This is a genomic window from Lichenihabitans psoromatis, from assembly GCF_004323635.1.
Lineage (GTDB): Bacteria > Pseudomonadota > Alphaproteobacteria > Rhizobiales > Beijerinckiaceae > Lichenihabitans > Lichenihabitans psoromatis.
Genome location: NZ_CP036515.1, coordinates 107146 through 134027 on the forward strand (window position 1 = coordinate 107146; position 26882 = coordinate 134027).

Annotated in this window: 31 protein-coding genes; 15 read left to right on the forward strand and 16 right to left on the reverse strand. The window is 60.8% G+C overall.

All coding sequences use genetic code 11. The features are described 5' to 3' along the window. The first annotated feature begins 105 nt into the window (after window positions 1-105). Complete coding sequence (locus EY713_RS00495; RefSeq protein ID WP_131113072.1) at window positions 106-285, forward strand: hypothetical protein; 180 nt, start codon at window positions 106-108, stop codon at window positions 283-285. A gap of 51 nt (window positions 286-336) precedes the next feature. On the opposite strand, the gene EY713_RS00500 is transcribed toward EY713_RS00495, so the two are convergent. Next, window positions 337-813 (reverse strand): NfeD family protein, encoded by a 477-nt coding sequence (locus EY713_RS00500; protein ID WP_131113073.1) that lies wholly within the window; start codon window positions 811-813, stop codon window positions 337-339. Next, window positions 810-1718 (reverse strand): SPFH domain-containing protein, encoded by a 909-nt coding sequence (locus EY713_RS00505; RefSeq protein WP_131113074.1) that lies wholly within the window; start codon window positions 1716-1718, stop codon window positions 810-812. Before EY713_RS00505 ends, EY713_RS00500 begins: the two co-directional genes overlap by 4 nt. Before the next feature lie 187 nt (window positions 1719-1905). On the opposite strand from EY713_RS00505, the gene EY713_RS00510 reads away from it, so the two are divergent. Further along, window positions 1906-2112, forward strand: coding sequence for a hypothetical protein (locus EY713_RS00510; protein ID WP_131113075.1), 207 nt, complete (start codon window positions 1906-1908; stop codon window positions 2110-2112). A gap of 46 nt (window positions 2113-2158) precedes the next feature. Here the strand turns inward: EY713_RS00510 and EY713_RS00515 are convergent, their stop codons facing one another. The 5 genes from EY713_RS00515 to EY713_RS00535 all read right to left on the reverse strand — a co-directional run bounded on the left by EY713_RS00515 (window position 2159) and on the right by EY713_RS00535 (window position 6992). Then, window positions 2159-2671, reverse strand: coding sequence for a hypothetical protein (locus EY713_RS00515; RefSeq protein ID WP_131113076.1), 513 nt, complete (start codon window positions 2669-2671; stop codon window positions 2159-2161). 179 nt (window positions 2672-2850) lie between these two features. After that, window positions 2851-4203 carry a DUF2254 domain-containing protein gene (locus tag EY713_RS00520; RefSeq protein ID WP_131113077.1) on the reverse strand — a complete coding sequence of 451 codons (1353 nt, stop codon included), beginning with the start codon at window positions 4201-4203 and terminating at the stop codon, window positions 2851-2853. A gap of 226 nt (window positions 4204-4429) precedes the next feature. Further along, window positions 4430-4819: a pore-forming ESAT-6 family protein gene (locus tag EY713_RS00525; protein WP_131113078.1), complete on the reverse strand. Its 390-nt coding sequence runs from the start codon at window positions 4817-4819 to the stop codon at window positions 4430-4432. A gap of 96 nt (window positions 4820-4915) precedes the next feature. Further along, window positions 4916-5893 (reverse strand): SDR family NAD(P)-dependent oxidoreductase, encoded by a 978-nt coding sequence (locus tag EY713_RS00530; RefSeq protein ID WP_131113079.1) that lies wholly within the window; start codon window positions 5891-5893, stop codon window positions 4916-4918. Between the two features lie 67 nt (window positions 5894-5960). Continuing rightward, window positions 5961-6992 (reverse strand): aldo/keto reductase, encoded by a 1032-nt coding sequence (locus EY713_RS00535; RefSeq protein WP_131113080.1) that lies wholly within the window; start codon window positions 6990-6992, stop codon window positions 5961-5963. 200 nt (window positions 6993-7192) lie between these two features. Between EY713_RS00535 and EY713_RS00540 the strand changes: the two genes are divergently transcribed. Further along, window positions 7193-7720 (forward strand): TetR/AcrR family transcriptional regulator, encoded by a 528-nt coding sequence (locus EY713_RS00540; RefSeq protein ID WP_245573046.1) that lies wholly within the window; start codon window positions 7193-7195, stop codon window positions 7718-7720. Window positions 7721-7826: 106 nt separating this feature from the next. On the opposite strand, the gene EY713_RS00545 is transcribed toward EY713_RS00540, so the two are convergent. The 5 genes from EY713_RS00545 to EY713_RS00565 all read right to left on the reverse strand — a co-directional run bounded on the left by EY713_RS00545 (window position 7827) and on the right by EY713_RS00565 (window position 15248). After that, window positions 7827-8060 carry a hypothetical protein gene (locus EY713_RS00545; protein WP_131113082.1) on the reverse strand — a complete coding sequence of 78 codons (234 nt, stop codon included), beginning with the start codon at window positions 8058-8060 and terminating at the stop codon, window positions 7827-7829. A 734-nt stretch (window positions 8061-8794) separates the two neighbouring features. Then, window positions 8795-9975, reverse strand: a protein-coding gene (locus tag EY713_RS00550) for an IS3 family transposase (protein WP_131113083.1) whose coding sequence is annotated in 2 segments (ribosomal slippage) — window positions 8795-9714 and window positions 9714-9975 — 1182 coding nt in all. Because the reading frame shifts where the segments join, the coding sequence is not laid out codon by codon here. A 388-nt stretch (window positions 9976-10363) separates the two neighbouring features. Then, on the reverse strand, window positions 10364-12742 hold the full coding sequence (locus EY713_RS00555) for a hypothetical protein (RefSeq protein WP_131113084.1): 2379 nt from the start codon (window positions 12740-12742) through the stop codon (window positions 10364-10366). Next, entirely contained in the window at window positions 12739-14079 is a 1341-nt protein-coding gene (locus EY713_RS00560) for an NACHT domain-containing protein (protein WP_131113085.1), read from the reverse strand. Before EY713_RS00560 ends, EY713_RS00555 begins: the two co-directional genes overlap by 4 nt. Continuing rightward, window positions 14073-15248 carry a Fic family protein gene (locus tag EY713_RS00565; RefSeq protein ID WP_245572837.1) on the reverse strand — a complete coding sequence of 392 codons (1176 nt, stop codon included), beginning with the start codon at window positions 15246-15248 and terminating at the stop codon, window positions 14073-14075. The genes EY713_RS00560 and EY713_RS00565 overlap by 7 nt, the downstream gene beginning before the upstream one ends. 404 nt (window positions 15249-15652) lie before the next feature. On the opposite strand from EY713_RS00565, the gene EY713_RS23020 reads away from it, so the two are divergent. Continuing rightward, a complete protein-coding gene (locus EY713_RS23020) occupies window positions 15653-15985 on the forward strand; it encodes a hypothetical protein (protein WP_245572838.1) in 333 nt (110 codons plus the stop codon). 294 nt (window positions 15986-16279) lie between these two features. Beyond that, window positions 16280-17587 carry a tyrosine-type recombinase/integrase gene (locus EY713_RS00575; RefSeq protein ID WP_131113086.1) on the forward strand — a complete coding sequence of 436 codons (1308 nt, stop codon included), beginning with the start codon at window positions 16280-16282 and terminating at the stop codon, window positions 17585-17587. Between the two features lie 535 nt (window positions 17588-18122). Here EY713_RS00575 and EY713_RS00580 read toward each other — a convergent pair. The 3 genes from EY713_RS00580 to EY713_RS00590 all read right to left on the reverse strand — a co-directional run bounded on the left by EY713_RS00580 (window position 18123) and on the right by EY713_RS00590 (window position 19593). Further along, a complete protein-coding gene (locus tag EY713_RS00580) occupies window positions 18123-18665 on the reverse strand; it encodes a hypothetical protein (RefSeq protein WP_131113087.1) in 543 nt (180 codons plus the stop codon). A gap of 108 nt (window positions 18666-18773) precedes the next feature. Further along, window positions 18774-19049 (reverse strand): hypothetical protein, encoded by a 276-nt coding sequence (locus EY713_RS00585; protein WP_131113088.1) that lies wholly within the window; start codon window positions 19047-19049, stop codon window positions 18774-18776. Between the two features lie 112 nt (window positions 19050-19161). Next, on the reverse strand, window positions 19162-19593 hold the full coding sequence (locus tag EY713_RS00590; RefSeq protein ID WP_131113089.1) for a hypothetical protein: 432 nt from the start codon (window positions 19591-19593) through the stop codon (window positions 19162-19164). A 185-nt stretch (window positions 19594-19778) separates the two neighbouring features. Here EY713_RS00590 and EY713_RS00595 point away from each other — a divergent pair, with 185 nt between their 5' ends. The 5 genes from EY713_RS00595 to EY713_RS00620 all read left to right on the forward strand — a co-directional run bounded on the left by EY713_RS00595 (window position 19779) and on the right by EY713_RS00620 (window position 23522). Beyond that, window positions 19779-19997: a DNA-binding protein gene (locus EY713_RS00595; protein WP_131113090.1), complete on the forward strand. Its 219-nt coding sequence runs from the start codon at window positions 19779-19781 to the stop codon at window positions 19995-19997. An 835-nt stretch (window positions 19998-20832) separates the two neighbouring features. Beyond that, entirely contained in the window at window positions 20833-21054 is a 222-nt protein-coding gene (locus EY713_RS00605; protein ID WP_131113091.1) for a hypothetical protein, read from the forward strand. Continuing rightward, the gene (locus tag EY713_RS00610; protein WP_131113092.1) at window positions 21051-21626 is read left to right on the forward strand and encodes a hypothetical protein; all 576 of its coding nucleotides are present in this window, start codon (window positions 21051-21053) and stop codon (window positions 21624-21626) included. Before EY713_RS00605 ends, EY713_RS00610 begins: the two co-directional genes overlap by 4 nt. 140 nt (window positions 21627-21766) lie before the next feature. Then, the gene (locus tag EY713_RS00615; protein WP_245572839.1) at window positions 21767-22897 is read left to right on the forward strand and encodes a virulence-associated E family protein; all 1131 of its coding nucleotides are present in this window, start codon (window positions 21767-21769) and stop codon (window positions 22895-22897) included. Window positions 22898-23036: 139 nt separating this feature from the next. Then, window positions 23037-23522, forward strand: a complete 486-nt coding sequence (locus tag EY713_RS00620) for a RuvC family protein (protein ID WP_131113094.1) — start codon at window positions 23037-23039, stop codon at window positions 23520-23522. Window positions 23523-23527: 5 nt separating this feature from the next. Here EY713_RS00620 and EY713_RS00625 read toward each other — a convergent pair whose 3' ends face one another. Continuing rightward, window positions 23528-23818: a hypothetical protein gene (locus tag EY713_RS00625; RefSeq protein WP_131113095.1), complete on the reverse strand. Its 291-nt coding sequence runs from the start codon at window positions 23816-23818 to the stop codon at window positions 23528-23530. 143 nt (window positions 23819-23961) lie between these two features. Here EY713_RS00625 and EY713_RS00630 point away from each other — a divergent pair, with 143 nt between their 5' ends. The 5 genes from EY713_RS00630 to EY713_RS00650 all read left to right on the forward strand — a co-directional run bounded on the left by EY713_RS00630 (window position 23962) and on the right by EY713_RS00650 (window position 26870). Further along, on the forward strand, window positions 23962-24177 hold the full coding sequence (locus tag EY713_RS00630; RefSeq protein ID WP_131113096.1) for a hypothetical protein: 216 nt from the start codon (window positions 23962-23964) through the stop codon (window positions 24175-24177). Next, window positions 24164-24472, forward strand: a complete 309-nt coding sequence (locus EY713_RS00635; RefSeq protein WP_245572840.1) for a hypothetical protein — start codon at window positions 24164-24166, stop codon at window positions 24470-24472. The genes EY713_RS00630 and EY713_RS00635 overlap by 14 nt, the downstream gene beginning before the upstream one ends. 120 nt (window positions 24473-24592) lie before the next feature. Then, window positions 24593-25144: a recombinase family protein gene (locus EY713_RS00640; RefSeq protein ID WP_131113097.1), complete on the forward strand. Its 552-nt coding sequence runs from the start codon at window positions 24593-24595 to the stop codon at window positions 25142-25144. Between the two features lie 12 nt (window positions 25145-25156). Continuing rightward, entirely contained in the window at window positions 25157-25429 is a 273-nt protein-coding gene (locus tag EY713_RS00645; RefSeq protein WP_131113098.1) for a hypothetical protein, read from the forward strand. Beyond that, on the forward strand, window positions 25404-26870 hold the full coding sequence (locus EY713_RS00650) for a terminase family protein (protein WP_131113099.1): 1467 nt from the start codon (window positions 25404-25406) through the stop codon (window positions 26868-26870). The genes EY713_RS00645 and EY713_RS00650 overlap by 26 nt, the downstream gene beginning before the upstream one ends. Window positions 26871-26882: the final 12 nt, after the last annotated feature.

Below are 26882 nucleotides of genomic sequence, written 5' to 3' on the forward strand. Positions count from 1 at the left end.
TTCGACCTGGGTGTAGCGGGGCGGCCGCCGGGATCGAGCGACGCAGACCTTTGCGCGGCCCCGGCTCTATGCGAGGACGTGGAGCCTCGTATCATCAAGGAGAACATGATGGTCACCGAAGAAGCCGTGCTTAAAGCGTTGGACAAGCCACGCTCGATCTACTCGATCCTTCAGGCCGTCAACCCGTCGGGGTCACAGGAAGAATTGCAGATTCTGCTGATGAAAATGCGGGATCAAGGCAAGCTGAAATTCGATATCAAGAAAGGAAGTTGGCGACCGGCTTAGCTCGGGCTTGAAGCGGCAAGCCTTATCGCGTCGACCGGGGTCCTGAGCACTTCAGCTCGGATCGTCGCTGTGTCGATCCGGCGAGGTCTCAAGCGGCAAGGTCTCGATCGGCGTGACCAGCAGCGTCGTCCCATCCAGCCCGACAACCCGGAGGCTCGCGCCAGCTTCTGGGGTCGCGCCCGAGCTAATTCGGGCCAGCCATGTGCCATCGCCCAAGCTCACGCGGCCGTCCGTCCCGTCGAACGCGAGCGCACGACAGGGTTTTCCGATGAGGCCGACCGATGGGGCATTGATGCCACCATCGGCCGCACCGCGTTGCCGACGCCGCAGGACCGGAATGCTGAGCGACGCCACAAGACAGATCAAGAAGGCGCCGACCTGCCATTGGAAGTCGAGATGAAGCGCCAGGGTCGCTGCTCCACCGGCCATGGCCCCGAGCCCGATCCAGAGTAGAAAGACGCCGGGATGCAGCAGTTCGGCCCCGCAGAGCACGATCCCGACCATGATCCAGACGCCACCATCGGTCACTTGACCGGACTACCCATCTGCATCGCCGCAAGCGCCTGGGTGATGCCGCCTGCGAGCCCGCTGCTCTCGATCGGGATCACCAGCGTCCGGCCTGAGGGATTGCCCGCAAGTTGACCGATGGCGTCGATGTATTTCGTCGCCACGAAGTAGCGCAAGGCTTCACCGCCCGCTCCCTGCGCGGCATCCGCGACGACAAGCGTTGCCTTGGCTTCGGCTTCGGCCAGCGCCACGCGCGCTTCAGCGTCCTTCAGCGCGGCCGCGAGACGGCCTTCCGCCTCGAGAACGCGGGCCTGTTTGGCGCCCTCGGCGCGCGCCACCTCGGCTTCCCGCTCGCCGTTGGCCCGAGCGACCGTCGCACGTCGCTCCCGCTCGGCCGTCATCTGCAGGTTCATGGCCGCGACGAGATTGGCCGGCGGCTCGATCTTCCGCAGCTCGACGCGGCTCACCTTGACGCCCCATGGCGCCGTCGCATGGTCAAGCGTTTCGAGGAGCCGGGCATTGATCTCCTCACGTCCCGAAAGCGCACCATCAAGATCGAGGGCGCCGATCACTGAACGGATATTCGTCATGGCCATCGAGGTGAGGGCCTGCACGAGGTTCTGCGCCCCATAGGCCGCTTTCCCGGCATCGAGGACGCGGTAATACATGATGCCATCCACGACGACGGCAGCATTGTCGCGCGTGATGACGGCCTGTTCGGGAATTTCGAGGACGATTTCCTGGACGTTCATGCGGCGTCCGACGCGTTCCACGAAGGGCGTCATGAGATTGAGGCCAGGGTTCAATTGGCGCGTAAACCGCCCAAAGCGTTCGACCGTCCAGACTTGGCCCTGCGGCACCGTGCGGATGCCGAGCGAGACGGCGAGAACGATCAAGACAGCGAGCGCAACTAGAACATAAACCATGCATGATCCTTGTGAGCGTTCGACGCAGCGGTCAAGCAAGGCGCTTCAGTTTAGCGCCCCGCGACCACCAACCGGCACGCATGATCTTTAGGGACCAGATGTGACGTAGCGAAACCCTAGTCTGAACTCTCGTCCGCCGTTTTTCCCGCATCGCACAATTGTCATGTTGCGGTGCAATATTGCTTACATGTCGACCGAATCGTTCAAATCGGAATGCGTGGTCCTTGTGGCTCGCCACCATAAAGCGCCGTTCGGCTTTCGCTGGGAGGTTCGTCGCTTCGGCATTGGCGCGAGCCTCGAGCGATCGACGCGCAGTTACCCGACCGAGACGGCTGCCCGGGCGGCGGGCGATGCCGCGCGCGCTGTCATCGAGGGATTGCAGAAGGCCGGTTGATCGCGCCACCGTGGCGCTCGATGCCGACCGTCCTTCGGCTCTTCTGTCATTTAAACCCGGTCTGACGATCGGCAGGGCTCGGGTCGGTGAGGCCATTGGGTTCTGCAGCCGTTTCCGTCACACCGTCGACGACAAACCGATAGCCTTTTTCGGCAATACCGCGTGCGACATCCGGGCTTGCTTGATACGGACCCTCGAGCGTCCAATCGCGGTTGCCGAGATTGGACGGCATTGTCCCGCCAACCGCAATGACAAGCCGTACGGACGGCTCCTGCTTGCAGATCCAGGCCTCGAACCCTGATGTGTTGTGCTGACTCGGTGGCGCCACCGCCGAGCCATGCTCCACCCTGCCGACCCGGATATTCTGCCGTTCGACCAGATAGGTCTCGAGATCGCCGTTGGCGGCTTGTTTCAGATCGGCGATCGGAATGCCGGCAGCCGCCGCGTCGTTCGCACAGGCTTTCGCCTGATCGTGCATCTCGGCCTTTTCCCGAACCGGCTCAGGCGCATCGAGATGATCCTCGACCCATTGTTCAAGCCATTGCTCGACGTCCACCATGTCGAATGCCCTTTCGTCCGCGTCGATGATCGGTCCGCCACACCGGCGGCCCACGATCGCTGCAGGTGAACGAGATCGCGCCCGCACGGTTCCGCCGGGGCCGGCAAGCGAGATCAGCAAAGACCCTCCACCGATCAACCGCGTCGGGAGCAGGACGCGTTTGTCCTGAGTACCAGACGCTAAGTCAGACCGATCCGAGCATCGCCGTGAGACGGAGGACGATCGCCACCGATGACGGCGGCGGGGCCATGCTGACGCATGATGCCCAAGCGCCGATGCCGCGCCCGGAGATCGTCGAGATCGGCCGCCGTCGCGATGCTGCGCTCGCCATCGCCGAGGACGAGATCCGCATGTCGCTGCAGAGCGTCGACGCGGCTCACCTGATGCTCGCAACTCACGACCGCGGTCAGCACTTCCACCATCCGGATCAGGACGGCGGCGCTCCCGGCCGCGTTTTGTCTGATCATGTGAAACATCGTGTCGGTCAGGCCGTCGTAATCGACCCGCGGCACCACGAGCACCGGCCGCCCACCCTTTACGGAGACGCCGCTCGGCAGATAACGCGGGGCCAATTCGCAGAGTGCGGCACCCAGCCGTTCCAGCACGCTCATGGCTGTATGCGGATCGTTGATGCCGGGCGACAAGGCGCGGACCGCGACCTCGACCAATTGCCGAACGGCGAATTCGAGGTCGGCGGAACTGATCCGCTGCGGCCCAAGCGCGGTTGCGTCGCGGATGGCCTCGCCGACCCCCTCGACCATTGGAGACACGAGCGCGATCGGCGCACCGGGAAACAGGTAGTCGCCCGGCCGCGCGAGCAACCGAATGCTGGTCTCGTGCTCCGCCGCCCAAGTCGCCAATCCCTCATGGTCGAGCTGCTGGAGATAGCCGCGTCGGGCATCGACGACCGGCTCTGCGCCGCGCCACATGTCGGGCGCGGGTGGGGCGGGATCCGCTTGATCGTTGCCGAGACGCGCCAGCGCTGCCGAGACGTCGCGGCTCACCAATTCGATGACCGTATCGACGTTGATGCGCCCAGCCATGTGGTTCACGAAGAACACCAGCGTGGCGACGCAGACGAAGGCGAGCAGAATGCCGACGCTGAGCGACACATGGGGGACGAACTCGCCTTCACTCTGGGTGCGGACAGTTCGCAGCACCATCAAGGCATAGGAAAACGTGCCCAGATACGTGCCGAGCGTGATCTGATTGCCGCGATCCTTCGTGAAGTTGCGGAGGAGGCGTGGGCCCATCTGACCCGCCGCGAGCGACAGAGCCGCGATCGTGATGGAGAAGACCGTTCCGGCGACGCCGATCGTCGAGGAGGCCACGGCGCCGAGCAGGGTCCGGGCGCCCGTGCCGCCGCCATTGTAGAGCCACGGGCTGTCCAGAAGCGCGGTCGGCACCAGGCCGCTCCGATCGAGGCTGACCAGCCCGACGGCTAGAAACACGCCGAACAGGACCATCAGCCCCGGCACGATCCAGAATGTTTCGCCGAGGATACCGAGAAAATTACGAAGCCGGGCCTTCATGCGGCCGACCGCATGGCCGGCGCAGCGGGGAACGGGTCGGATCGGCTGGAAAGAAGCATCATGCCCTGAGGTGTGACGCATGATGGCATGGGACGCTAGTCGTGTCGTCGTTCCTGCGCGTGGCCGATGCGGCTCGTCGCGTGGGGAGTCGCCGCGGTGACCCTCCCCACGCGCTTAGAGCGTGGCACGTCCATCGGTCTCTCGACGACGCCATCGCAGACGTGACTTATTTGGGAAGCTGCGCGCCAGCCTGCTTGATGGCTGTCGACATGGCCTGACACAGCTTCTCGACGGACGAGCCTTGCGTCTTCGCGGCTGCCTCGAGATCCTGCTTGATCCCCATCGCGGCGATCATGCCCTTGCGGCCCGTCGCCTCGGCCTCGTCACCACTACTTTTATCGGTCGACGGAATCATGCCCAACAATTTCTGCTGCACCGCAATGGTCTCTGCATCCGAAAAACCCTTGTCCTGGCAAAATTCCAAGACACCGAGCTGATTTCGGCCGGCCTGATACATGACTTTCATCTGATCGGCTTGGCTTTGTGCTTGAGCCGACGCGGCTCCGATCACGCAAGACGCAAGCGTCACGACCATCATGCCTTTGGACACCCGCATATTTTCTCTCCCTACTTTGATTGACCGTTTTGGCCGGGGAGAGACATACAGATCCGGATGCAACACGCCAATGACGTTCCCGTGAGGCTGGGCCCGTCAGCCTTGCAGCATGTGCTCGCTCATCTCCCAGAGCCGCCGAGCGGAAGCCGGGTCGAGGGTGTGTGACATGGCGTCGGACGGGATATGATCGGCGGACAGAGACATCAGCTCGTCGTTCAGCGGAGCGATGTCGTTGTCCTTGAGATAAACCCCGCCAATTGCCGCTAGCAGCGGGCTTGTGGCCGCAAACACGATCGTGCTGGCGCCCTGCTGTGGCGTTTTCTTTCCGGCCAAGGGGTCGATGATGGGGCGACCGGTCTCGTCGATCAGCCCCATAGCGCGGAGGGCATCGGGCCCGGCCGACGCGTTGAGCTTTGTCCCCACGACGACGCCTGGGTGGACCGCGTAAGCCCGGATGCCGTCGGCGGCGCATCGGCGATCCAGCTCGACTGTGAAGAGCACGTTGGCGGCCTTTGATTGGGCGTAGGCGGCCCGGCGATCATGCCCCGTCACGAAGTTGGGATCGTCCCATCGGATTTTGCCGAAGCGATGCGCGCCGGAGGTGACGTTCACGACGCGGGCGCCATGAGCGGCCCGCAGCGCCGGCAGCAAGGCCCGAGTGAGCTGAAAATGCCCGAGATGGTTGGTCGCGAACTGAGTGTCGAAGCCCCGCGCGTCGTGTGTCGGCCCGCCGGAGGCGCCGGCACAGTTGATCAGGACGTGAAGCGGCCGGCCCGTTGCCAGCCAGCGCGCCGTGAAGGCATCGATCGAGGTTGGATCGGTAAGGTCGAGCTGACCGACCTCGACGTCATCCAGCCCGGATAAGGCGGCTCGTGCCCGGTCAACGTCGCGCGCCGCCACCGTGACGGAGGCTCCGGCTCTGCTCAGCGTCCGGGTCGTCTCGAGGCCGAGGCCGGCGTGGCCGCCCGTCACGATGACGCTCTTGCCTCTGAGGTCGAGACCCGCGACGACGTCGTCCGCGGTCGACGCGGCCTGGAAGCCGGTCCCGATTGGGTGCTGCTTGTGGGTGGTCATAACAAAATCCTGGAGATGGTCGGTCGAGAGTGCCGGAGAACGGCGGTGAGCCGGGCGTCTGTCGTAATCAGGCGGCCCGTCGCTCGATAAGCGGACGGCGGCGGAGGGTCGCGTCCAGCACGGCGGGTGGTTCGTAGGCCCCGCCAACCGGTGCAACGTTGGTCCCTGGCGCCACGATGGTATCGATACGGTCCAACGTCTCGTCATCGAGCCGGACCTCGGCGCCGGCGAGCAGGTCGTCCAACTGCGGCATCGTGCGTGGCCCGAGGATGGCCGAGGTCACGCCGGGATGCGCCATGACGAAGGCCATGGCCAAGTGGGTCAGTGACAGTCCCGCCGCCTGGGCGACCGGAATGAGCCGCTCGACCGCGTCGAGGTTGCGCTCGTCGGACATCTGCTTAGCGAAGACCTTGACGCGCAGGCTGTCGGGCATCGCCTCGCCCTTGCGGTAGCGTCCCGTCAGCAGGCCCTTTGCCAGCGGGCTCCACACCAGGGCGCCCATACCGTATGTCTGGCAGAGCGGGAGCACCTCCCCTTCGATGCTGCGGTTGAGGATCGAATAGGGCGGCTGCTCCGTGCGGAAGCGCGCGAGACCACGTCGTTCCGCCACCCACTGGGCTTCCACGATCTCGGAGGCGGGAAAGGTCGACGACCCAATGGCACGCACTTTCCCGGCCCGCATCAGGTCGGTCAGCACCGACAGAGTTTCCTCGACGTCGGTGTCCGGCGACGGTCGGTGTATCTGGTATAGATCGATATGATCGGTCTGCAGGCGACGGAGCGACCCCTCCACGGCCTGCGTGATCCAGCGCCGCGAACTGCCCTGCTGGTTTTGCTCTTGCCCCATCGGGCCGTGCACCTTGGTGGCCAGAACGACCTTATCGCGGCGGCCTTTCAGCGCCTTGCCGACGATCTCCTCGGACTCGCCCTGGCTGTATCGATCGGCCGTGTCGAGAATGTTGATGCCGGCATCCAGCGCCTTGTGAATGATGCGGACACAATCGTCGTGGTCGGAATTGGCAATGCCACCGAACATCATTGCGCCGAGGCAATAGGGGCTGACCTTGATGCCGGTGCGGCCCAGATTGCGGTACTGCATGCTCGTCTCCTTCGTAACTGGCGCCGTCGGTCGCATCGCGCTATACCGACGAACCGGAACGTTGTTCATCTTTATACGGAACGTTGTTCCGTTTTGCAATGAGGTTGGGCGTGAACGACGAGCCATATGCCGTGTCGGTTGAGCAATCTCGTATCGACGGTCGCCAGGAGCGGCCTGCTCGGGCCGATGCGCGACGCAACATGGATGCGCTGCTGCGTGCCGCGATGGCGGTGTTCGCGACGTCGGGCGTCGACGCGCCGGTGCGGGAAATCGCGGAAAAAGCCGGTGTGGGTGTGGGGACCGTCTACCGCCATTTTCCGCAGCGGTCGGACCTGATCAAAGCCATCGTCCGTCAGGAGGTGGAGACCGGCGTCGGGATGGCGGCTACCCTTGCGGCAGACCTCGGGCCTCTCGACGCCCTCTCGGCGTGGATGCTCGGGCTGGTCGATTTCGCCCTGAAAAAGCGTGGTTTGGCATCGGCACTCCATTCCGGCGACAAGGCCTACGAGGCGTTACCGGCCTATCTCGAAGGGCGATGGGGCCCCGCGCTTCAGGGGCTGCTCGACGCCGCCTCGAGGGCGGGCGCGGTACGGGACGACGTCGATGCAGGCGAATTGCTGATGGCCGGCATGCGGCTCGCGATGCCAGCGGGCGACGGCGATGTCGGGCAGGCCCGTCGTATGGTGGCCCTGCTGGTCGATGGCCTCCGCCATGGCGCTCGGCCATGAACGGCACGCGCTCTGCCACGCGGCAGCAGCGACCCTCGGCCGACGACGCCCGCAGAAGGTGCGGCGCACGCGGGGATTTAAGAGAGCGGCGACGTCAAAGCGCGATTTAAGCCGCTCTGACATCTTTGATTGGACGGATCCAGACTGGCTCGGCCTCAGCGTTCATTTCGTCGAGCAGACACACGGTGTCCTCGGCATCGCTGACGGGCCGAGCGTTCGTGACCGCCTTGGCTTTGTCGATCGCCTCGAGAAGGCTGTCGGCGAAGATCGCTTCAGAATGGATGAGAGTTGTGATGTCGGACCCTGTTCCGCCGCCAATTTGATATGTGTAAGCTCGCAAGGTTGGCCTCCTATCCTGATGGAATTGGAGCTACGCGTTTATCGCAACTTTGGTCAACCTGAGCGCGGGCCGGACTTTTCGGATGGATCGTTCCCACATTTGCTCTTTCGGGCAAGACTATCTTCGATGGCAGATGGAGACTCGCGCCCTATAATCCGATTGGGGATCACGCAACACCAATTCGAAGTCAGTTTGGCGTTGATGATCTGCAAGGCGGTAAGGCGCGGACCTCAGTAGGAATTGCGGACTATGTTGAATGCAGCCGTCCCGGCCATCATGTGCGCGCTCGCAGCTTTCGGCGTCGGTTGCTATCTGTTTCGGCGGGGATGAGCGTTCGGCCAAGACACCGTTTCGCGTTCACCACGGCCGATAATTTGATCGTCGCTCGACCTCGACAAGCACACGCGTCCACGAGCCGCGTTTGCCCGATTCGCCGGCTCTAAACACAGCGTGTCGCGCCATGAAGAGAGCTCCGTTTCCGTGGCAACGGATCAGCCGTTCGCACCCGCGTGACGCAGAGTAATCCAAGACCAAGAAGATGAGGCGACGAAGCGTGTTGGCGGCCATAGACCCCCCTTCGGATCTTCAGCACCTCAATCGCTTACTCAACCAAGACATTCAAAGCGCGGATCGTCACAGGCGGACACGGCAAAGTCGAAGGGCTTTGTCACGACGCAGAACATGCATCTGCAGCGCGGGTTGATCGGCCCCCATCGGGTGGTCCGGGTTGATTGTTAGTTCATGGTCGGCCTGGGCGCCACCCTGAGCATGGCCGGCGGAGATGGTCGGGGTTTCGCAGCCGGCCATGCGGCGAAGGCGGGCACGAAGACCTCCGGCGCCGGGGGCTTGTAGCCGATTGATCCGTGCGGGCGCACAGTATTGTAATGCCTTCTCCAGCTTTCGATGATGACCTGAGCTTCCTTGAGCGAGTAGAAGATCTCTCCGTCGAGCAGCTCGTCTCGGAAGCGAGCGTTGAACGACTCGACGTAGCCGTTCTCCCACGGGCTGCCTGGGGCAATATAGGCGGTCTTTGCTCCAACCGCCGTGATCCAGTCTTGCACAGCCTGGGCGATGAACTCGGGGCCGTTGTCCGAACGGATGTGACCAGGCACGCCGCGCAGGATGAACAGGTCGGACAGAACGTCAATGACGTCGGTCGAGTTGAGCTTGCGCGCGACCCGGATGGCCAGGCACTCCCGGGTGAACTCGTCGACGACATTGAGGGTCCTGAACTTGCGGCCGTCATGCGTGCGATCCTCGACAAAGTCGTACGACCAGACGTGATCGCGGTGCTCGGGCCGGAGGCGAATGCAGGAGCCGTCGTTGAGCCAGAGACGTCCCTTCTTCGGCTGCTTGGCCGGCACCTTCAGCCCTTCGCATCGCCAGATGCGCTCGACCCGCTTGTCGTTTACCAGCCACCCGGCATCGCGCAGCAACGCCGCGATCTTGCGATAGCCGTAGCGGCCGTACTGCCGCGCCAGCTCGATGATGTCGCCCGTCAACGCCTCTTCGTCGTCAAAGCCCCGCGGCGCCTTGCGCTGCGTCGAGCGGTGCTGACCGAGCGCCGCACAGACGCGGCGCTCGGAGACAGGCAAATGCTGTCGCACATGCTCGATGCAGACGCGCCGGCGCGCGGGGCTCAGAAGTTTCCCGAGGCCGCCTCCTTCAGAATCAGCTTGTCGAGCGTGAGGTCGGCGATCGCCTTGCGAAGCCGCATGTTCTCCGTCTCCAGCTCCTTCAGGCGCTTGACCTGGTCAAGCTTCAAGCCGCCGAACTCCTTCCGCCACCGGTAGTAGGTGACCTCGTTCACCCCGATCGAGCGAACCGAGTCCGCAACGGTCTTCCCCTGTGAGACCAACACGTCGACCTGACGCAGCTTGCTCACGATCTCTTCAGGCTTCGGTCGTCTTCCCATCGATCCATCCTCCAGGCTCGAAAGCCATACATCGGGATGGACCACTTCAAGGGGGGACGATCAGGGTCCAACGATGACGTGGCCGAATACGCAGTCTTAGGATACTGACTGTGCTTCACTTCAACATCGGCCGAGCACTGCCACCTAGATGCCGAATCCGAAGGCAGCGTCGGACGGTCGAGTGGCGGGCCCAAACTGATGCGGGAACGGGCTAAAACTGGACACCTTCAAGAACCTCGCGGTTTTGGCCGGACTATGATTCTCTGTCGATGATGGGGTTGGAGGCGGGGCGGGACTCAGAGCCCGGTCGCTCACATGTTCGCTCGGCAGGTGGCGCAGATCCCGAGCGAGCTGCAATCTCGATAAAAGTTAACTCGTCATCTTCCGTTTATTGTCCCCGGACTGCTCCCTCAAAAGCCCGCACTTTTTCTACAGTCCAAGCCGGTTCGTCGGCATCCTTAGTCGCACGTTCGCGCGCCTGCACCGCCATCCAGCGACGATATCTCGGTTCGGGATGTTCCGCCTCAAGAGCTTTGATCGCTTGATAGGCCTCGGAGCCTGGAACTTCCACGAGCATATTAAACAGCATACTACGCGCTTCCTGCGCATCATCCCGCAGCGTAGGCGAATAGCTACCCTTACCCGCGCGTTCTATATCCTCAGCAACCCGAATGAAACGATGCATAAGGATGTACAAAGTTTTCAAATATTTCGCATTTCGGTAGGCGCCAACTCTCATTCCAGTGCCGTGCCGATCGCTGTGAAGTTCAATGATAAAGTCCTGCGCGAAATCCGAAGCAATTTTAGGGGAGAGCCTCCCAAGCACCAGATCAAGCTGGGGAATGGCAGAGGCGGGATCGGTATTCACCCAAAGCGCAAACCAACTTGGACGCTGTTCAATGCACGTCGTGTTCTCCACTTTTGCGGCCGCCAATTTCGCTAGCGCTTGAGGTGAAGTTTCACCGCTCGTAAGAATGTTAAGACAATATCGCAGCCGGTCCGCGTTTTTTACCTCATTATTAGTAAGCCATTCAATTATCACAAGCGAAACATCTCTGTGAAGCCAGGGTGCGTAGTAAAAAATGTCGTGGATGATACTGTGGGCGGCACGATCAGCCGCACCATGTTGTAACTCCCACCTCAGTTCTAGCTCTACCGCCTTCCGACCAACTTCAGGAAAGACGCGATATAACTGTTCGAACCAGGGAGGAAAGCCGTTAAGCTCCCATGTAATATAACGGAACGCCAGCCGCGCCTCGTCCTGCGTCAAGCGCAGGGCGAACGCGCTATCTTCACTAGCTTCGATAGCCAAGCCCGTTATCGCAAAGATCAGCGCGTAGGGGGTAGAGCTGCTATTGGCACCCTCGGAACGCAACTCGGGACGATAGGCGCGCCAATGTGCAACCGAGGCATCCCGATATGCTCTTGCAACAGGCATTCCGAATTCCGGAATGAGCCCCTGCCAGTCGGCAGACCCGTGACGGTTCGTCGAGGTTGTGGTGGTGCTCATGCTGCTGACAAGCAGATGATATTGATCGCTGCTTAACTCTCCGGGCTTAATTCCGGAGGGATGAAGGATCCGATCGGGGTTCGCCTCTAGAGCGCGTATCCAGCCTGCACGGCCCTTTTTTTGCCTGCGCTCCAACAGTTCGTGCTTCCGCTTCCATCGACTGTCCTCCGCATCCAAGTCATACCAATCGGGCGAAAGCTTTGGATTGAGTCGAGTATAAAGAATCGTCTCAAGATGCTTGTCATCGCCGACTGCGCCTGTAAGCGCTGTAAACCAAGCTGCCGGGCGATCCCTATCGATGTATATTCGTACGCATAGGGAGAAAGCCACAAACCTGTCATCGCCTTTTTTCGAACCCACCCATTCGAGACAGCGCTCGAAGTCTTCCGGCCCAAAGCCCCAAAAATGTCCTAGGTAAGACACTTGCCAGTCATCTACTAGAGGCTGATTTTGACGCGCTAACAGAGCTCGTTTATCTGCAATGCTGGCCCAATAGAGAAGGTCGTTGAGAACAGGCCAACGCGGTACATTTTTCGAGAGTGCGTTTTCATATTCTCCGACAAATCTGTTCCTGTACTTGAGCGTGGACGCCATGAGCAAGACAGAGATCGCCGCTGGAGAAAGCGCCGGGAACGAACGAGCAGCCACTAGTCGGTCTACAGCATGGAGCGCTGGGGGGAGTAGCCAAGCGAACTCTTCGGATACATGACGCTCGCCGTACTCAATCAAGGAGTTACGCTCAAGGATGCTGCTCAGACCCTCAACTAAGCATCCCAATGGATGATGCGGCGCCTTGTCGGACATAAGCGGTAAACGAATGATGAGCCCTTGAAACCGAAAATCTACCCCGCGCGTGTTGAACTGCTGTAATGGCGCGGCATGCTCAATCGCGCGAAGCAGCATTTCAATCCCACGTAAGGTCGGCGCCACCCAATCAAACAACTCAGCGAGAACAGCGCGATGAAGCGGCCCCGAATCGGCGGCGATCGTTTCCCACAACCTTTCCTTCTGTCCGGCATCGCCGACAGCCATTACGCCTCGTATCGCGGCAATGCGTGCGTGTTCTCTTCTGGACGGATCTCCCGCGATCAAGGCGAGAGCCGGTGCGCAGTCCACCATCGCGCCTTGACACACCAGACGGCCGAGGAAGAAAATAACATCGTCATTCGTGCTGTAGGCTTCGATAAGTGCAAGGGCGTCGCTCGTAAGATCGGGGGTAGCGATTCTTTCGATTGCGCTGCTGTCCAGAACGCTCATTCTTCCCGTTCCTTCGCCATCCGCTCAACGAGTTCTCTAAGCATCGTCCGCCGTACCTCCAGCGGGAGCTGGGAAGGGTCACCTCCTTCGCTTGCGACCTCCGGCGCTAATGCAAGCGCCTTATCCCGCACCGCGTCGTCGAGCAGGATCAGCCACGTTAGCGTTGGTCGCATGCGCGGCACGATGATCTCTTCACCGTAGCTGTTGCGGAAGAAGAGGTGCTCAACCCTACTCCTTCCGTCCGGATAGCAAAGCAAGCCGTTCGCCCACTCCGCGCTTAATAGCTCGCGGATCTCACGGTGGCGGAACCGAACGGTCGTATAGACAATATCGTCGAACAGACCAGTGCGCAGCAGAACGTCAATCTCTGACTCAGTCCAGTCCGGCAACAGCACACGAGGGTCGATACGATCAGGGCTTTGCACGCCGTTTGGCAGGCAAATTACGGCCTTCCCGGTGAGCATAACCGCGCCTGCAAGTGTTCGAGCACCGTCTCGCGCTTTCGCCGGATCAATCCGCAACTGCGCTCTCGCGCCTGACATCGGCTCTAACTGAAGAGTAATCATCCTCTGCAAGACCTCGAAGCGGCTGCCGAGCTGGTGGTCGGCAATCCAGACACCAATGAGTGCCTTGAGGTCAAAGGGACGTTCGGCGAGCATCAACAAATTGCAGCGCTTTACGGTGTCGACAAAGCTGCCGACATCGCTGATGCCGTATTGACTAGCGAATAGCGCAATCTCATCCTCGGTAAGGCCGGCAAGCCGGAACAGCTTGAGCATGGGGTCGCGTTTACGGGCTATATCGGTTTCGTCTTCAGCAGGCAGGGGCTCGCCGAATGGCAGATGCTGTTCAATCAGCGTCTGATCGGGAAGGGCGCGCCAGGCGTCCTCGCGGCTGGTTATGAAGATGTGCGTTCGTTCAAGCGCGCTATGAATCCTTGCCCCGAAGACGCGCACGGCATTTTCTAGAGCCCGAGGGGTTTCCAGCTGCGCCTCATCGACGGAGTCGAGGAAAAACCAACCTTCTTCGGTTGAGCCTAGCCACGTGGAAAATTCTTCCGCTGTGCCGATTTCGAAGGCCCGGTCAAAGTCGATGTCAATTTTCTCGATCCGTATAAAGAAAGCCTTTTTGCCACGGGTCCGCATCTTTCCGGCGTGGGTCTTTGCCTCGAATGTTTTGCCCGCGCCGGGATCGGCGATGATCAATACTCGGTGCTCGTCCTTGATCTCTTCCCACCACTGCGACTGTCCGGTCCCTGGCGCGAGAAAATCCCACTCCCAGGAGCGCGACGACAGCGGCTTAAACCGGCGAATGAGTTCGACCGTCTCCTCTACCATGGTCGCAATCCGATGTTGGCAGGGTAGAGATTGGGGAACCAGCGCTCAGCAACGTCGGCAGGGAAGGCAAGGCGCAGCGGCGCGCGGTGGGTTGCTGCCGTTAGCATTCGGCGATCGACCAGCGCCGAGGTTACATTACGCGCGGTTCGTTCCCCGAAACCTATGAGCGCAGGAACCTTTGAGCGTTCGATCTCACCGCTCATGACGGCCTCACGCAGAACAGCGAAGCTTCCACGCAGTAAGCGTTTGGTCCGGACTTCTTCTTCGATATGGATTTCTATCCGTGTCAGCAACGTCGCGGGTTCCAGCAGATGGCTCATGAAGCGTATCTGGTCCACAGACTGCTTGATGAAGAACTTGCAGAACTCGATCAGTCCGCGTTCGGTAAGATTACCGCGACCATCGCGATCACCGTCGCGCGGTCCATCTGCCTGAGCAAGCAGCGCCTTGTAGCGAACCTCATCGCGGGCTAGCCCGCGAGCGACCGACCATAAACTCGTGCCGATGTCTAGCCGCTTAAAAAGAGCATGCGACATAAGCCGCGCCACTCGCCCGTTGCCATCAAGGAAGGGATGTATCCACAAAAAGCGATGATGAACTGCGCCCACGGTTTGAATCTGACGAGTCTTGCTTAGCGGCGGAGACCCGTAGGCGGTATTGAAGCGCGCCATGAAACGCGGAAGCTGGTCGTATTCCGGAGGAAAGTGCCGGCCGACCTGAACATCCCGCTTTCGCCACTCGCCAGGGACGATTTCAATCCGTTGTCTCGTTTTTTCGTCGGTGACAAATAGCATCTCAGGCGGAAGGCGTGAGCAGAATTCTTTGTGCAGCCAGGAGGCATAAGCTGCCGAGGCGGGCCATGCGTCCGGATCCCGACCGGCATCGATTAATTGCTGTACATGTATGTGGGCAACTGCTTCCTTCTGCAAGTCGCGCATTGTTGGCTCGGAGGAGAAGTCGTTGGCCAATGCGCGGTCAATGTCACGCGGGTGCGTATCGTGACCTTCGATCAGATTGGAGTAGTAACAATTCATCGATCGCACGAGATCGCCTATCGACTCGCGCACGATAGGATGCATTCTAGCTGCTAGTGCACTCGCATCGGCCACAAGAGCGAGGAAATCGTCGTCAAGCGCGCGTGACGCTTCGTCCGGGACCATCGGTTCCATGCTGCCAATATCCATCACCCGCTTATACCGGATGTTTTTCCGTTTCGAAAGTCACCTAGCTGACGCAAATTGCAGAAGATTCTGACTTCGTCGCTCAACTAAATTCCGGTTGTCTTGCCGGTTGACGATTGAAGTTAGGTGGTCGAGCGTTGCCGGGAGCGCGTCAATCAACACGTCTGCCGATTGCCTTGCGTTTTTCGACTCACTCCTGATGCCCGCGGCCAGTATACAGTCGTTCGCGGCAAGCGTGATCTGAACAAACGTCGCGGCCCGCATCGCAGCAGACTGTATGAGGCGCTCGACGGCCGGTGCCGACCATCTTGCCGTAATGATTGCTCGACTTTGCGCGCGTGGGCGGCAAACTTGTAACGCCGCTGCGAGCCCGATCGACGAGGGTGCTCATCTTGGTCTCCTTAGTCTCCAAAACGCCGCCTGTGACGCCAGATGGTCGATATTTCGTGGTTCGTGGACGCTTTTGGCGCACTTCAAACCCGGACCTGTCCGCCGCCGATCGCACACGCTTGGTCGCAGCTCTGATGTCGGCCCGACGAGCGGTCGCAGCCGCAAGACGAGACGCGGACGTCGATCAAGAGGCCCGAGCACACGCGGCGGTCGATCAAGCAAAGCACGAACTCGGCGAGCGAGGACCGGTTTGGTGGACGGACGGCGCACCCGATCTCAACCGCCACATGGTGCGGACGACGATCTATGCCGACTGGTTCGCAACGATGGCATGATCGGCTGTCGCTGATGCCTCCGAAACCAGGAAGGCAGAACAACGATTTCAGCAACGAGATACAAAATAGGGCTTGGGAAGCCGACTACTTCGCTGAAACTATCTGGTGCGCCCAAGGGGAATCGAACCCCTGTTTTCGCCGTGAGAGAGGGGAAACATGGGCTTTCTTGATCTATGGCGAACACCCGCGAACACCTGAACGCTTTGTAATATTTTGCTTATCCGTTCTTGATCGTTCGCAGGCATTCGCGTACATCCATTCCGTACATTTTCCGTACGCTCTGATTGGTAGCCAGTGGCCCGCACCGTCAAGAACCCAAAAACCGACTCTCGATCGGCCCGCACTAAGCTACCCGAGCGTCGCGAGCCGTATTGGACGGTCGTTTCCGCTGGCTGTGCTTTGGGATACCGGCGTGGCGCAAACGGCGGGACGTGGCTCACCCGATTCCGCGATGAAACCGGCAAGCAGCACCATGGCTCGCTCGGCGCTGCCGATGATGGTCGCGACCCTGACGGCGTCACGGTCTTTTCGTTTGCTCAGGCTCAGGAGCGCGCTCGTGACTTCTTCGGCCGAAAGGCGCGTGAACTGGCCGGCCACACAGAACCCGATGAGGGACCCTATGCCGTCGCCGCGGCTCTGGCTGACTACTTCGCTGAGCGGGAGCGTAAAGGGTCCAAGGGGGTCAGAGCGGATCGGTATGCGGCAGATGCTCGAATCTTGCCACCGCTCGGGACTGTCGAGGTTGACAGGCTAACCACCAAAGCCATCCGGGCTTGGCTGCTCAGCGTCGAGAAGGCGCCAAAGCTGCTCCGCACCAAACAGGGATCCGCGGTGCGCAAGACTGCGGATATTGACATCAACGACCCGGATGCCGGCCGCGCACGTAAGGCGACGGCAAACCGGCTCCTCACGGTGCTGAAGGCGGCACTCAACTTTGCCTTTCACGAGGGCAAGGTTGCCTCCGACGAGCCCTGGCGCAAGGTAAAACCTTACCGGGAAGCAGACGCGCCGGTGATCGCCTTTCTAAGTTCGTCGGAATGCGTGAGGCTCGTTTACGCCTGCCAGGGATCATTTCGAGATCTGGTTCGCGGCGCTCTTGTGACCGGCTGCCGTTATGGCGAGCTCACCCGCATGCACGTCGCCGACTTCAATCCAGACGCCGGCATGATCACCGTCCGGCTTTCCAAATCCGGCAAGTCACGACACGTCGCGTTGGCTGATGAGGGGCGCCAGATCTTCAACAGCCTCACTGTAGGGCGCAAAGGCCGTGACCTGATCTTCAAGCGGAATGACGGCAGGGCTTGGGGAGCGTCGCACCAACAGCGACCGCTCGAGGAAGCGGCTAAAGCAGCCCGGCTCGATCCGGCGCCGACGTTCCATGTTTTGAGACACACCTACGCGTCGTCTCTTGCCATGAAGGGCGTCTCGATGCGCGTGATAGCAGACCAACTCGGGCATGCCGACACGCGGGTCACGGAACGCCACTATGCCCGATTGGCGCCGTCATATGTCGCTGATGTCGTTCGGGCTGCCCTGCCCTCTATCGGAATCGCTGAAATGTTGGCAGCCGGCGGTGACGTCACGAGGATGAAACTGGAGTGAGGCCATTAGGACCTAAATGCGGCGCGGCTGATCGCTGTTTGATCTCTGAGGTCGTCATCGCGCCACACCGGCATGAGAGTGTGTCTGCCGATCGTTCATGTGTAAGATCGGCTTGAAGCTCTTATTTGGTTCCATCATCGCCGGTTGCTCAACATGACCACCATGCAATCGCTTTGGCTGGCCGGGCAGGCAGGGCTGGTGGGTTGGCTAACATAGCATGCAGCGACCGATCCGGATCCTCCGTACTCCCGTCCAGTCGCGATCATCGTCGGCTTCATCATCGCCTGGAGCGAAGGAGCATTGGCCTGTCCTACGGTTGGTGGTAGGAAGAGGGATGCGCAACGGCATTATGCGGCTGGCTCAGCGAGCCTTTTGGATCGTGTTTCAGACGTTTTTCACGGTTGAAGGGTTTATGGCTGGGTGGAACGGGACGCTCATAAAAGGATGGTCCCGCCCAGCCTGTCTTATCCTCGAAACAGCAACAGGCTTCTTTATGGGGCTTGCCCTCACGGTGGCCTGGGTCCTGCTTTACGAACTATTCCGCTTTACGCTTCCCCGCCTGTTGTGCAGCGGTGTTCAAAAGATACGCGCTGGCCATGTTTCGCGCCTGCGTGCTGGAAGGCCCCATGTGAGCGATCTTCGCAAAGACCTTAGCGGCATCGGGCCGGGTGAGAGCGGCGGCTAACTCGGCTGTGTTCTTACCGTAGCGCCAATTATCGTAAAGCTCTTGCGCTTTCCCCATCATTTTCGATGGCGATGCAATGGTCGCAGCAATCTCGCCCACGGGCGTGCCTTTTTGAAGCTCTTTCGCGATCTGCCTGTTCGGCTCCGTCATGGACCCTGGCGCTTGTCGACGCCCCATAGCCTCGAACACGTCAAGCGTCTTCTGGAAATTCGCCCATGTACCTGGACCTTGAAGGGCCTCAACGGCAGATTTCAGGTTGTCGGCCTGCTGGCTGTTCCCGCGCACGACCGCGTTAAACTTCGCGCCACCCCATTGGTTCGGGCCGCCCATGTTAGTTTGCGTCGCTTCATTGAAGATCTGGCGAATACGCTGTCCGGTCGTGCTGTTGAGCACGTTTGACGCGTTCGTAGCACCTTGCGAAATGTTGTTCTGCGCGATTTGGCCGTAGCCGGTCAGCGTCCCGTCGTTCGCCGTGCCGACCGCCTGAGAATAGCCGTTGGCCTAAGAAGTAGCGGCATTCTGCTGCGCGTTCGAGTTAAGGCCGAGCAGTGAGTCGAGAAAGCTCACGGTCAGGCCCCTACGGCGGAGATTGCCGGGCGGCTTCAAGATAGCAGTGACGCGCGCCTCAATAGCTTGACGGATCAGATCGGCCGACGTGGTGCGCTCGGCCTCGGCAGCTTGGCGAAGGCGCGTGCGCAGGCCGATCGGGGCCGCGACCGTGATTTTATCGGGAAAGCGAGGCGGCTCTGGATTGGGAAGGTTCAGCAAGTATGACATGCGATCTCCATGCATCTGGCATTAGAAAATCGCGGTTTTTGCCGATCATGAAAGGCCGAAACTGTCAGTTCTGTCAGCTCTGTCAAAGTTGTCGATTTTGACGGTGGATGCTTCAGGCCGCCGCCTCAGGGTCGTTATCTTCTATCGACTTCGAAACAGGCTTTGTCATGCGGTCGAAAAGGCTTCCATCAGCCAAACGAGCCGTCGACCTTTCTTGGGCAGCCTCATCAGCTATCGCCATTTCTTCAACGGAAATTGCCCATTTCTGGCGAGCCTTGTCTCTCATTTCGTCGATTGGGTCGACTCCCATAATGCGAGCCATCAGGATAACCGCGCGCCGATATACGTAGCGCGCAGCCCCCGTGCTTTTCGGCCAAGGCTTGCCGGTGATTGTCTGATTCACGGCGATCGAGATCCCGATCAAGTCGGCTAGCTGCTGTGTGTCCCGATCTATCAACTCATGACGAAATGACTGCTCAAGCCGGTGCTCTACTTCTTGCCCCAACGAGCGTCCCGAATCAGCAGCAGCCTGCTCTAGCTGCATGCGCAGCGCCGGTGTTGTGCGGCTGAGAAGAGCGATGCGCTTCCCCTCGCCCGTAGGCTTAGCTCTCCGTGCCACTCGTGCCTCTCCCGTTTTTCTGGTGAAGCGTTTCGCATATCATTCGCTTTCCTTGACCACAAGAACCGTCATGTGCTCTAACGAAGCGAATGACAGGAGATACGCTCGTCATGGATAACGATTTGAAACAAGATCTACTCAATAACCGGCCGGTAAGGGTAAAGCCGCTGGCAAGGGCTCTCAATCGCTCGGCTAACGCGATCTATCTCGCGATAAACCGAGGTGAAATTGCCTCGAGCCGCATCGGTAAGTCAGTCCGTGTCCCGCACCATGAAGCTGAGCGTCTGCTTGGCATGCAGGAAACATCAACGTCTAAGGCCGCCGCGTGAGCGCGACAGTCCCTGATACGGGGAACCTAACGTTAGCCGAGTTTCTCGCCTGGGCTCGTATTGGCAGAACGGCCACTTACCAAGAGATCCGAGCGGGCCGTCTCATCGCGATCAAGTGCGCCAAGCGAACCCTAATCCGACGCGAAGACGCTGAGGCTTGGCGATCTAGCCTTCCCCGCGTCGCTCCACGACCCTGAAACGAAACAACCTCCCAACGCGTGGCGTCAGAAGGCTGCTGTAATATCTCGTCTCGGCAAACTCGGGATATCAACATACGGCAGAACATTCAAGCGCCGCGCTCTAAAAAAGGCGCACCGCATGTCCGTCGTAACCTCATCTCCCCGCATCACCGAACCCCTTCATGTCGCAAGTCTTTGCGTTGCTGCACTGCGCCGTCGCATCGCCGCGTCCGAAGCAGTTGAGCGCCTGCTCGTCGAGCTCTGTTTCGGCACCCGCGGAGAAGCCCATGCAGCTCGTGCCGAGATGATGGGAGGCCGCTGATGAGCGAGATCAATCACATTGCTCGGCTTAATCGTGAAGTCGAGAAACTGCTCGCCGAGGCTGTCGCGCAGCGATCTGTGCGGCTGTGCCAGGACGGGGGTCGCAGGATCGGGCAGCTCGTCTGCAGGATCCTTAGTCAGCATAGGATGACAGCCGACACCCTCGACGGTGTCAGCGACACGATCGAGTTGTCGAAATCGTTCGTTGAGGCACGGTGCGCAGCGGAGCAAGTGCCGGAGAGCCTAGCTCGGGACTTCGCCGACGCCCCAGGCTCGGGGTTCTGGCGCATTGTCTCCCCTGCTATCGCTGCGTCTGTTCCGACAGGTGGCACAGCATGACCGCCACCCTTCACGCTCTCCCGTCGCGAAACTCGCGTGGCGAGCTGCTGGTCTACCCGTGTGAGGATGCCGGCGGCTCATGGGCCATCGACCATGTCTCGCGCACCGGCCGAACGTACCGCATAGGCGAGTGGCTGGCTCTTGACGCTGCAATTAAGGCAGCAAAGGCCGCCGCCGCCAAGCTCGGGGCCGACTTCATCGAAGGGGTGACACTATGAGCGACGCGGCCGCATCAGGCGGCGTCGTTCAAACCTTCTTCGCCAACATCCATGCGCCGACGCAGAGCCAGCTCGACATGCTGACAAAAAAGCTCGGCATCCCGATTATGGCGTTGGCACACGACCGCGATAGTGGCGGCACCTGCATGGGCATGATCCGGGTCGAGCGTTCCGGGCAGCGCTTCGCTTTCAGTGACGATCCTGTGCTTCGACCCATCTGCGGCTTCATCGCGTGGAACCGCTGGGACGAGCCGGAGGACATCGTGGGCTGGTCGCCCCGCGATGATTGGACCGGGAGCTGGCAAGGTCGAGCCGTGCTGTTGGGCGAACACGAATTGCAGTTGCCCCGGCTTGGAACACCGATGCCGGTCCACATCAATGTTGTATCGTGGCTACGCTCTCATCGCGAAGGTGTGGTCGCCATTGACCGCAAGCGGGCTTGGCGCACGCTGGACGGCTTCACTTTAGCCGCCGAGACAGTCGACGCCAGCCTACAGCTTCGCAAGCTTCTGACCCGTCCCGAGCCCCGCATCGTCGTGCGAGCACAGGCGATCGAAAGGGCGGCGGCGTGAGCAAAAACTTCATAGAGCTCACCGGGGCAAGGCGACAGCGAGCGAAAGCAAAGCCGGCCGCCGCTCCGCCGCGCGCCTTCTGGCTGAAAGAGATGATTTTGGACTGCAAAGGCCGGCCTTTACCGGTCCTGGCAAACGCCATGACAGCGCTTCGCGCGGCGCCGGAATTGAAGGAGGCTGTCGCCTTCGATGACATGCTGAAGGCTCCCTTGCTGATGAGCGCCTTGCCGATCGTGGAAGGGTCTGAGGCGGATTGGAACGACACCCTTGGGCGACCGGTTCGCGACACCGACGTGAGCCAGTTGCAGGAGTGGCTGCAGCACGCCGGCATCGAGAAGATCAGTCGCGAGGTCTGCCATCAAGCGGTTGACCTCCGGGCCAAGGAAAAGGCGTTCCATCCCGTTCGATCATGGTTGAACGGGCTGCGGTGGGACGGGAAGCGCCGGCTCGATCGCTGGCTATCTTGTTACCTTGGCGCGGAGTTGACGCCGTATCATGCCGGCATCGGTCGCCTGTTTATGATCGCCATGGTGGCGCGCATTCTCGATCCGGGCTGCAAATGCGACTACATGCTCGTTCTCGAGGGTGCGCAGGGCGCTCGGAAATCAACGGCATGCGCCATCCTTGGCGGAGAGTGGTTCTCCGACAACCTGCCGGACGTGACCGAGGGCAAGGATGTTGCCCAGCACCTGCAAGGCAAGTGGCTGATCGAAATCGCGGAAATGTCGGCCATGAACCGAGCCGAGGACGCCGCGCTCAAGGCGTTCGTCAGTCGCCCGGTCGAGCGCTACCGACCACCCTATGGGCGGAAGGAAGTCATCGAGCCGCGCCAGTGCGTGTTCATCGGCACCACGAACAAGGCAGCCTACCTGCGTGACGTAACAGGTGGGCGCCGCTTCTGGCCGGTGAAGGTCACCACTGTGGATACTGACGCCCTGTCCCATGACCGTGACCAGCTTTTCGCCGAGTCCGTCGATGCCTTCCGCAAGGGTGCGAAATGGTGGCCTGACGACGTCTTCGAGCGCGAGCACATCCGGCCGGAGCAGGACGCTCGGTTTGAAGCCGACGTTTGGGAAGAAGCCATACGCAAGTTCCTCGCGGGTCGAACCGTCACGACCGTAAGCGAGGTCGCGAAAGAGGGGCTGCTGATCGAGACAGCCCGTGTCGGCACGGCTGATCAGAGACGCATCACAGCAATCATGGAGCGTATTCGATGGCATCGTTTGCCGAAGGACTGTCGCGGGAACCGGCCTTGGGGGCCTGTGCAATGACCACGGCTCACGGCACACCACGGCTGACTTACTCAACTGACCCTATGTGTGCGCGCGCATATAGGACCTCTATGGAAAATGCGCCGAAAGCGCCGTGGTGCGCCGTGTGTGCCGTGGTGTCAGATCGAGGGCGGCTCGCATGAACATACTCGCGATCGACATCGGTAAGACTGGCGCCCTTGCGCTGCTGAGCCCGGCCGGCGACCTGATCGATATAGCCGACATGCCGACGCTCTATGGTGACGGCCCCGCTGATCGGCCTGGCATCAACGCTGCCTTGCTGGCCGGTATCGTCCGACGCTGGAACCCGACAAGCGCAATTGCCGAATATGTCTCGGCACGTCCCAAGGAAGCCCCGTCAGGCGCATTCTCGTTCGGCCGAAGCAAAGGCGTGATCGAAGGCGTGCTTGGCTCTCAGGCTGTCCCGGTGCGGTTCGTGACGCCAGCCTGGTGGAAACGCCGTGTCGGCATCCCGCCCGGCGCCGGCATGAAAGATCTCGCCCGCTCAAAGGCCATCGCGCATTGGCCTGCTCACGCCGATCTGTTCGCCCGCGTCATGGATCACGATCGCGCCGAGGCGGCGCTGATTGGGCTCGCCTCGCTTAAGGAAAGGAAAGCCGTATGAAGCTCTCAGTTTGCTTTCCCTTCAGAGCCTTGCGGCAATGGTTCGGCAATCAACAGAGCGCCTTCGATAGCAGCTTGCAGCGCTCGCAACCCATGCAGATTGGTGCGGAGGTAAGCTGTGACCTGCTCATCACTCTTGACCGTTCCATTCTGACCACGCCGCATCAAAATTGCCGACAGCGTGATGTGCCCAATGCCGTTGTAGGCACCGAACGTTCCGGCTTGATCAAAAAAGATGATCGGAGCGTCGCGATCGTCCGCAACGGGCGGGAGACTTTCATTTGCGGGATCAACCATAGCGTTCAGTCCTTCGTCGCGCAGTCTAATGGGGCTTTCGATCAACGCCAGGAAGCGATTGCCTCGGCCAACCTCGGCTCGGACGGTCAAGGTCTAGAGGACGCTTCGACCAGAGGCTCATTTGACAATGACTGGAGCGGAGCATGAACCGAACCAATGTAGCCGCGTACAACGCCGGCGTTCGTGCCGTGCTCGACCTGGCAGAGCGGACGGCCGCTCGCTTCGAAGCGTCCGGACAGCGGCAGCTCCATATCGGGTTCGCTGTGGAAGCTCTCCGGGCGCTGGTGGCCGAAGAGCCTGCCCTGCGGCTCAACGACCAGCCGGCCGCCACGATGGAGGAACGACATGATGCGAGGTGAGCCGCAGATCCTCGTTCCATATGACGCTCGCGAAGCTGTCTGCCTGAAAGAAGCGGCTGCGCAGGCCAGCCGAAGCCAGACGACCGTGAAGTCGTGGTGCGCCTTGCATTATATCGGCCGGCGCGTTGCGGGCGGCCCTTGGCAGGTGTCCCGCGTCGCCCTGGCGATGCTGCTCGACGGCGACCGGCCGGCGCTCCAGGCTTATTTGTCCGGCGACCGCGCTGGCTCGCTAGTGACCCCATATTTTGATCGAGCAGGACTGTCGAAAATCAACACGGATCGGCGTGTGTCTTAATTGAGTATACCTCAGCGCGACAAACGCATGAGACACTATTTGTGTCGCAATAGGGTTGTATTCCAAAATTTGCAACGATACACAGGAAGGGTCTAAACTCTAATGCAACAGAGACCCCCGATGATCTACGGCTACGCACGCGTCAGCACGACAGGCCAGGACCTTTCAATTCAGGAGGCTGCGCTCGCCGGCGCTGGATGCCAGGAGATCCGATCCGAGAAGGTATCTGGCACCAGCCGCGAGGGTCGGCGCGAACTCGACGCGCTGCTGACCTTCACGCGCAAGGGCGACACCATCGTGGTCACGCGTGTCGACCGCCTGGCGCGCTCAATCGGCGACCTACAGGACATCGTCCGGGCGCTGAAGGCCAAAGGCGTCGCGCTGAAGGCGACCGAGCAGCCGATCGACACCGGCACGGCCGCCGGCAAAGCCTTCCTCGACATGCTGGGCGTCTTCGCTGAATTCGAGACCAACCTGCGCAAGGAGCGCCAAATGGAGGGTATCGCCAAGGCCAAGGCCGAAGGCGTGTACAAGGGGCGAAAGCCTTCGGTCAATGGCGCCAAGGTGCGCGAGTTGCAGGCCGCCGGCCTCGGCCCGACCGAGATTGCGAAGCAGCTCAGCATCAACCGCGCGAGCGTCTATCGGGCGCTCGCAACCCAGACCACAACCTGAAAGAAAACCACCATGACGATTGGTAGGAAGACGGGCGGACGCCAATTAGGGACACCCAACAAAGCGACGGCGGACCTGAAAGCCGCGGCCGCTTTCTACACCAAGGAGATGCTGATCGTTCTCGTCGAAATTGCGAACAAGGGCGAGAGTGAAGCCGCTCGCGTCGCAGCCGCAAACTCGATCCTTGATCGCGCGCATGGCAAGCCGACGCAGACGATTGCAGGCGATAAGGACAACCCGCTGCTAGTTCCGGTGCTGAATGTCACGATCACCAGCCACGCTTGACCTCCAGCTCCACCCGAAGCAGGGCGATGCGCTGAACAGTCTGGCGACGGAGGCGCTGTACGGTGGCGCGGCAGGTGGCGGCAAAAGTCACCTGATGCGGGTGGCTGCGATCCTATGGTGTTCTGCGATCCCCGGCTTGCAGGTCTACCTGTTCCGACGCATTCGCGACGACCTGGTCAAGAACCACATGGAAGGTCCTAAGGGGTTCCGCGCGATCCTGGCGGGCTGGGCACTATGCGGCTTCGCCACGCTGGTGGAGGACGAGATCCGCTTCTGGAATGGCGCGAAGATCTATCTCTGCCACTGCAAGGACGAGAAGGACGTCTACAAATACCAAGGGGCCGAGATCCACGTTCTACTGATCGACGAGCTGACGCACTTCACTGACAGCATGTATCGGTTCCTGCGCAACCGTGTTCGCATGGTCGGCGTCACGATCCCGGACGCCTACAAGGGCCGCTTCCCCCGTATTCTGTGTGGGGCCAACCCCGGCAACATCGGCCATCTCTGGGTCAAGCAGACTTTTGTGAACTCCGCCGAGCCGATGCAGGTCACTCTCCGACCCGCCAATGACGGCGGCATGGTGCGCCAGTTCATTCCCGCGCGGCTCGAAGACAATCCCAGCATGGGGCAAGACGATCCCGGATATGAGAACCGCCTCGAGGGCCTCGGGTCTGAAGCCCTGGTCCGCGCAATGCGGTGGGGCGATTGGGATGTGGTCGAAGGCGCTTTCTTCGACTGCTGGGACCGCAATCGCCACGTAGTTCGGCCTTTCATGATCCCCAGGTCATGGACGCGGTTCAGGTCAGGCGATTGGGGCTCGGCCAAGCCGTTTGCATTCTATTGGTTCGCCGTGGTCTCCGATCCGATCAAGGCGGGTGACGTCCTGCTACCGCGCGGCGCTTTGGTGGTGTATCGCGAATGGTATGGTTGCCAGCATGGGAAAGACAATGTCGGGCTCAAGCTGACAGCCGAGGAAGTTGGGGTTGGCGTGCATCAGCGCCAAGAAGGTGACAAGCCAACCTACAGCGTGCTCGACCCAGCGGCCTTCTCGCATGACGGTGGACCTTCGATTGCAGAGCGCATGAACACCGGCGACCGGCCTGCCGATAACAAGCGCGTGGCCGGGGCTGGTGCGATGGGTGGTTGGGATCAGATGCGGTCCCGCTTCAAAGGCACGGAAGACGGTCCCATGCTGGTGTTCTTCTCGAACTGCCTGCATGCCATTCGTACTATCCCAGCGCTGCAACACGACCAGAGCCGCCCCGAGGATTTGGACAGCGACGCTGAGGACCACGCCGCCGATGCTGTGCGCTACGGCTGTATGAGCCGACCTTGGGCCGCGGTCGGAAAAAGCGAAAAGCAGCGGCGCCCCCTCGATTATGCGGAGCGGCTCGATGATGATGATGAGGAAGAAGTAGGCGACTGGCGCACCATGTGACGACCATTCGCA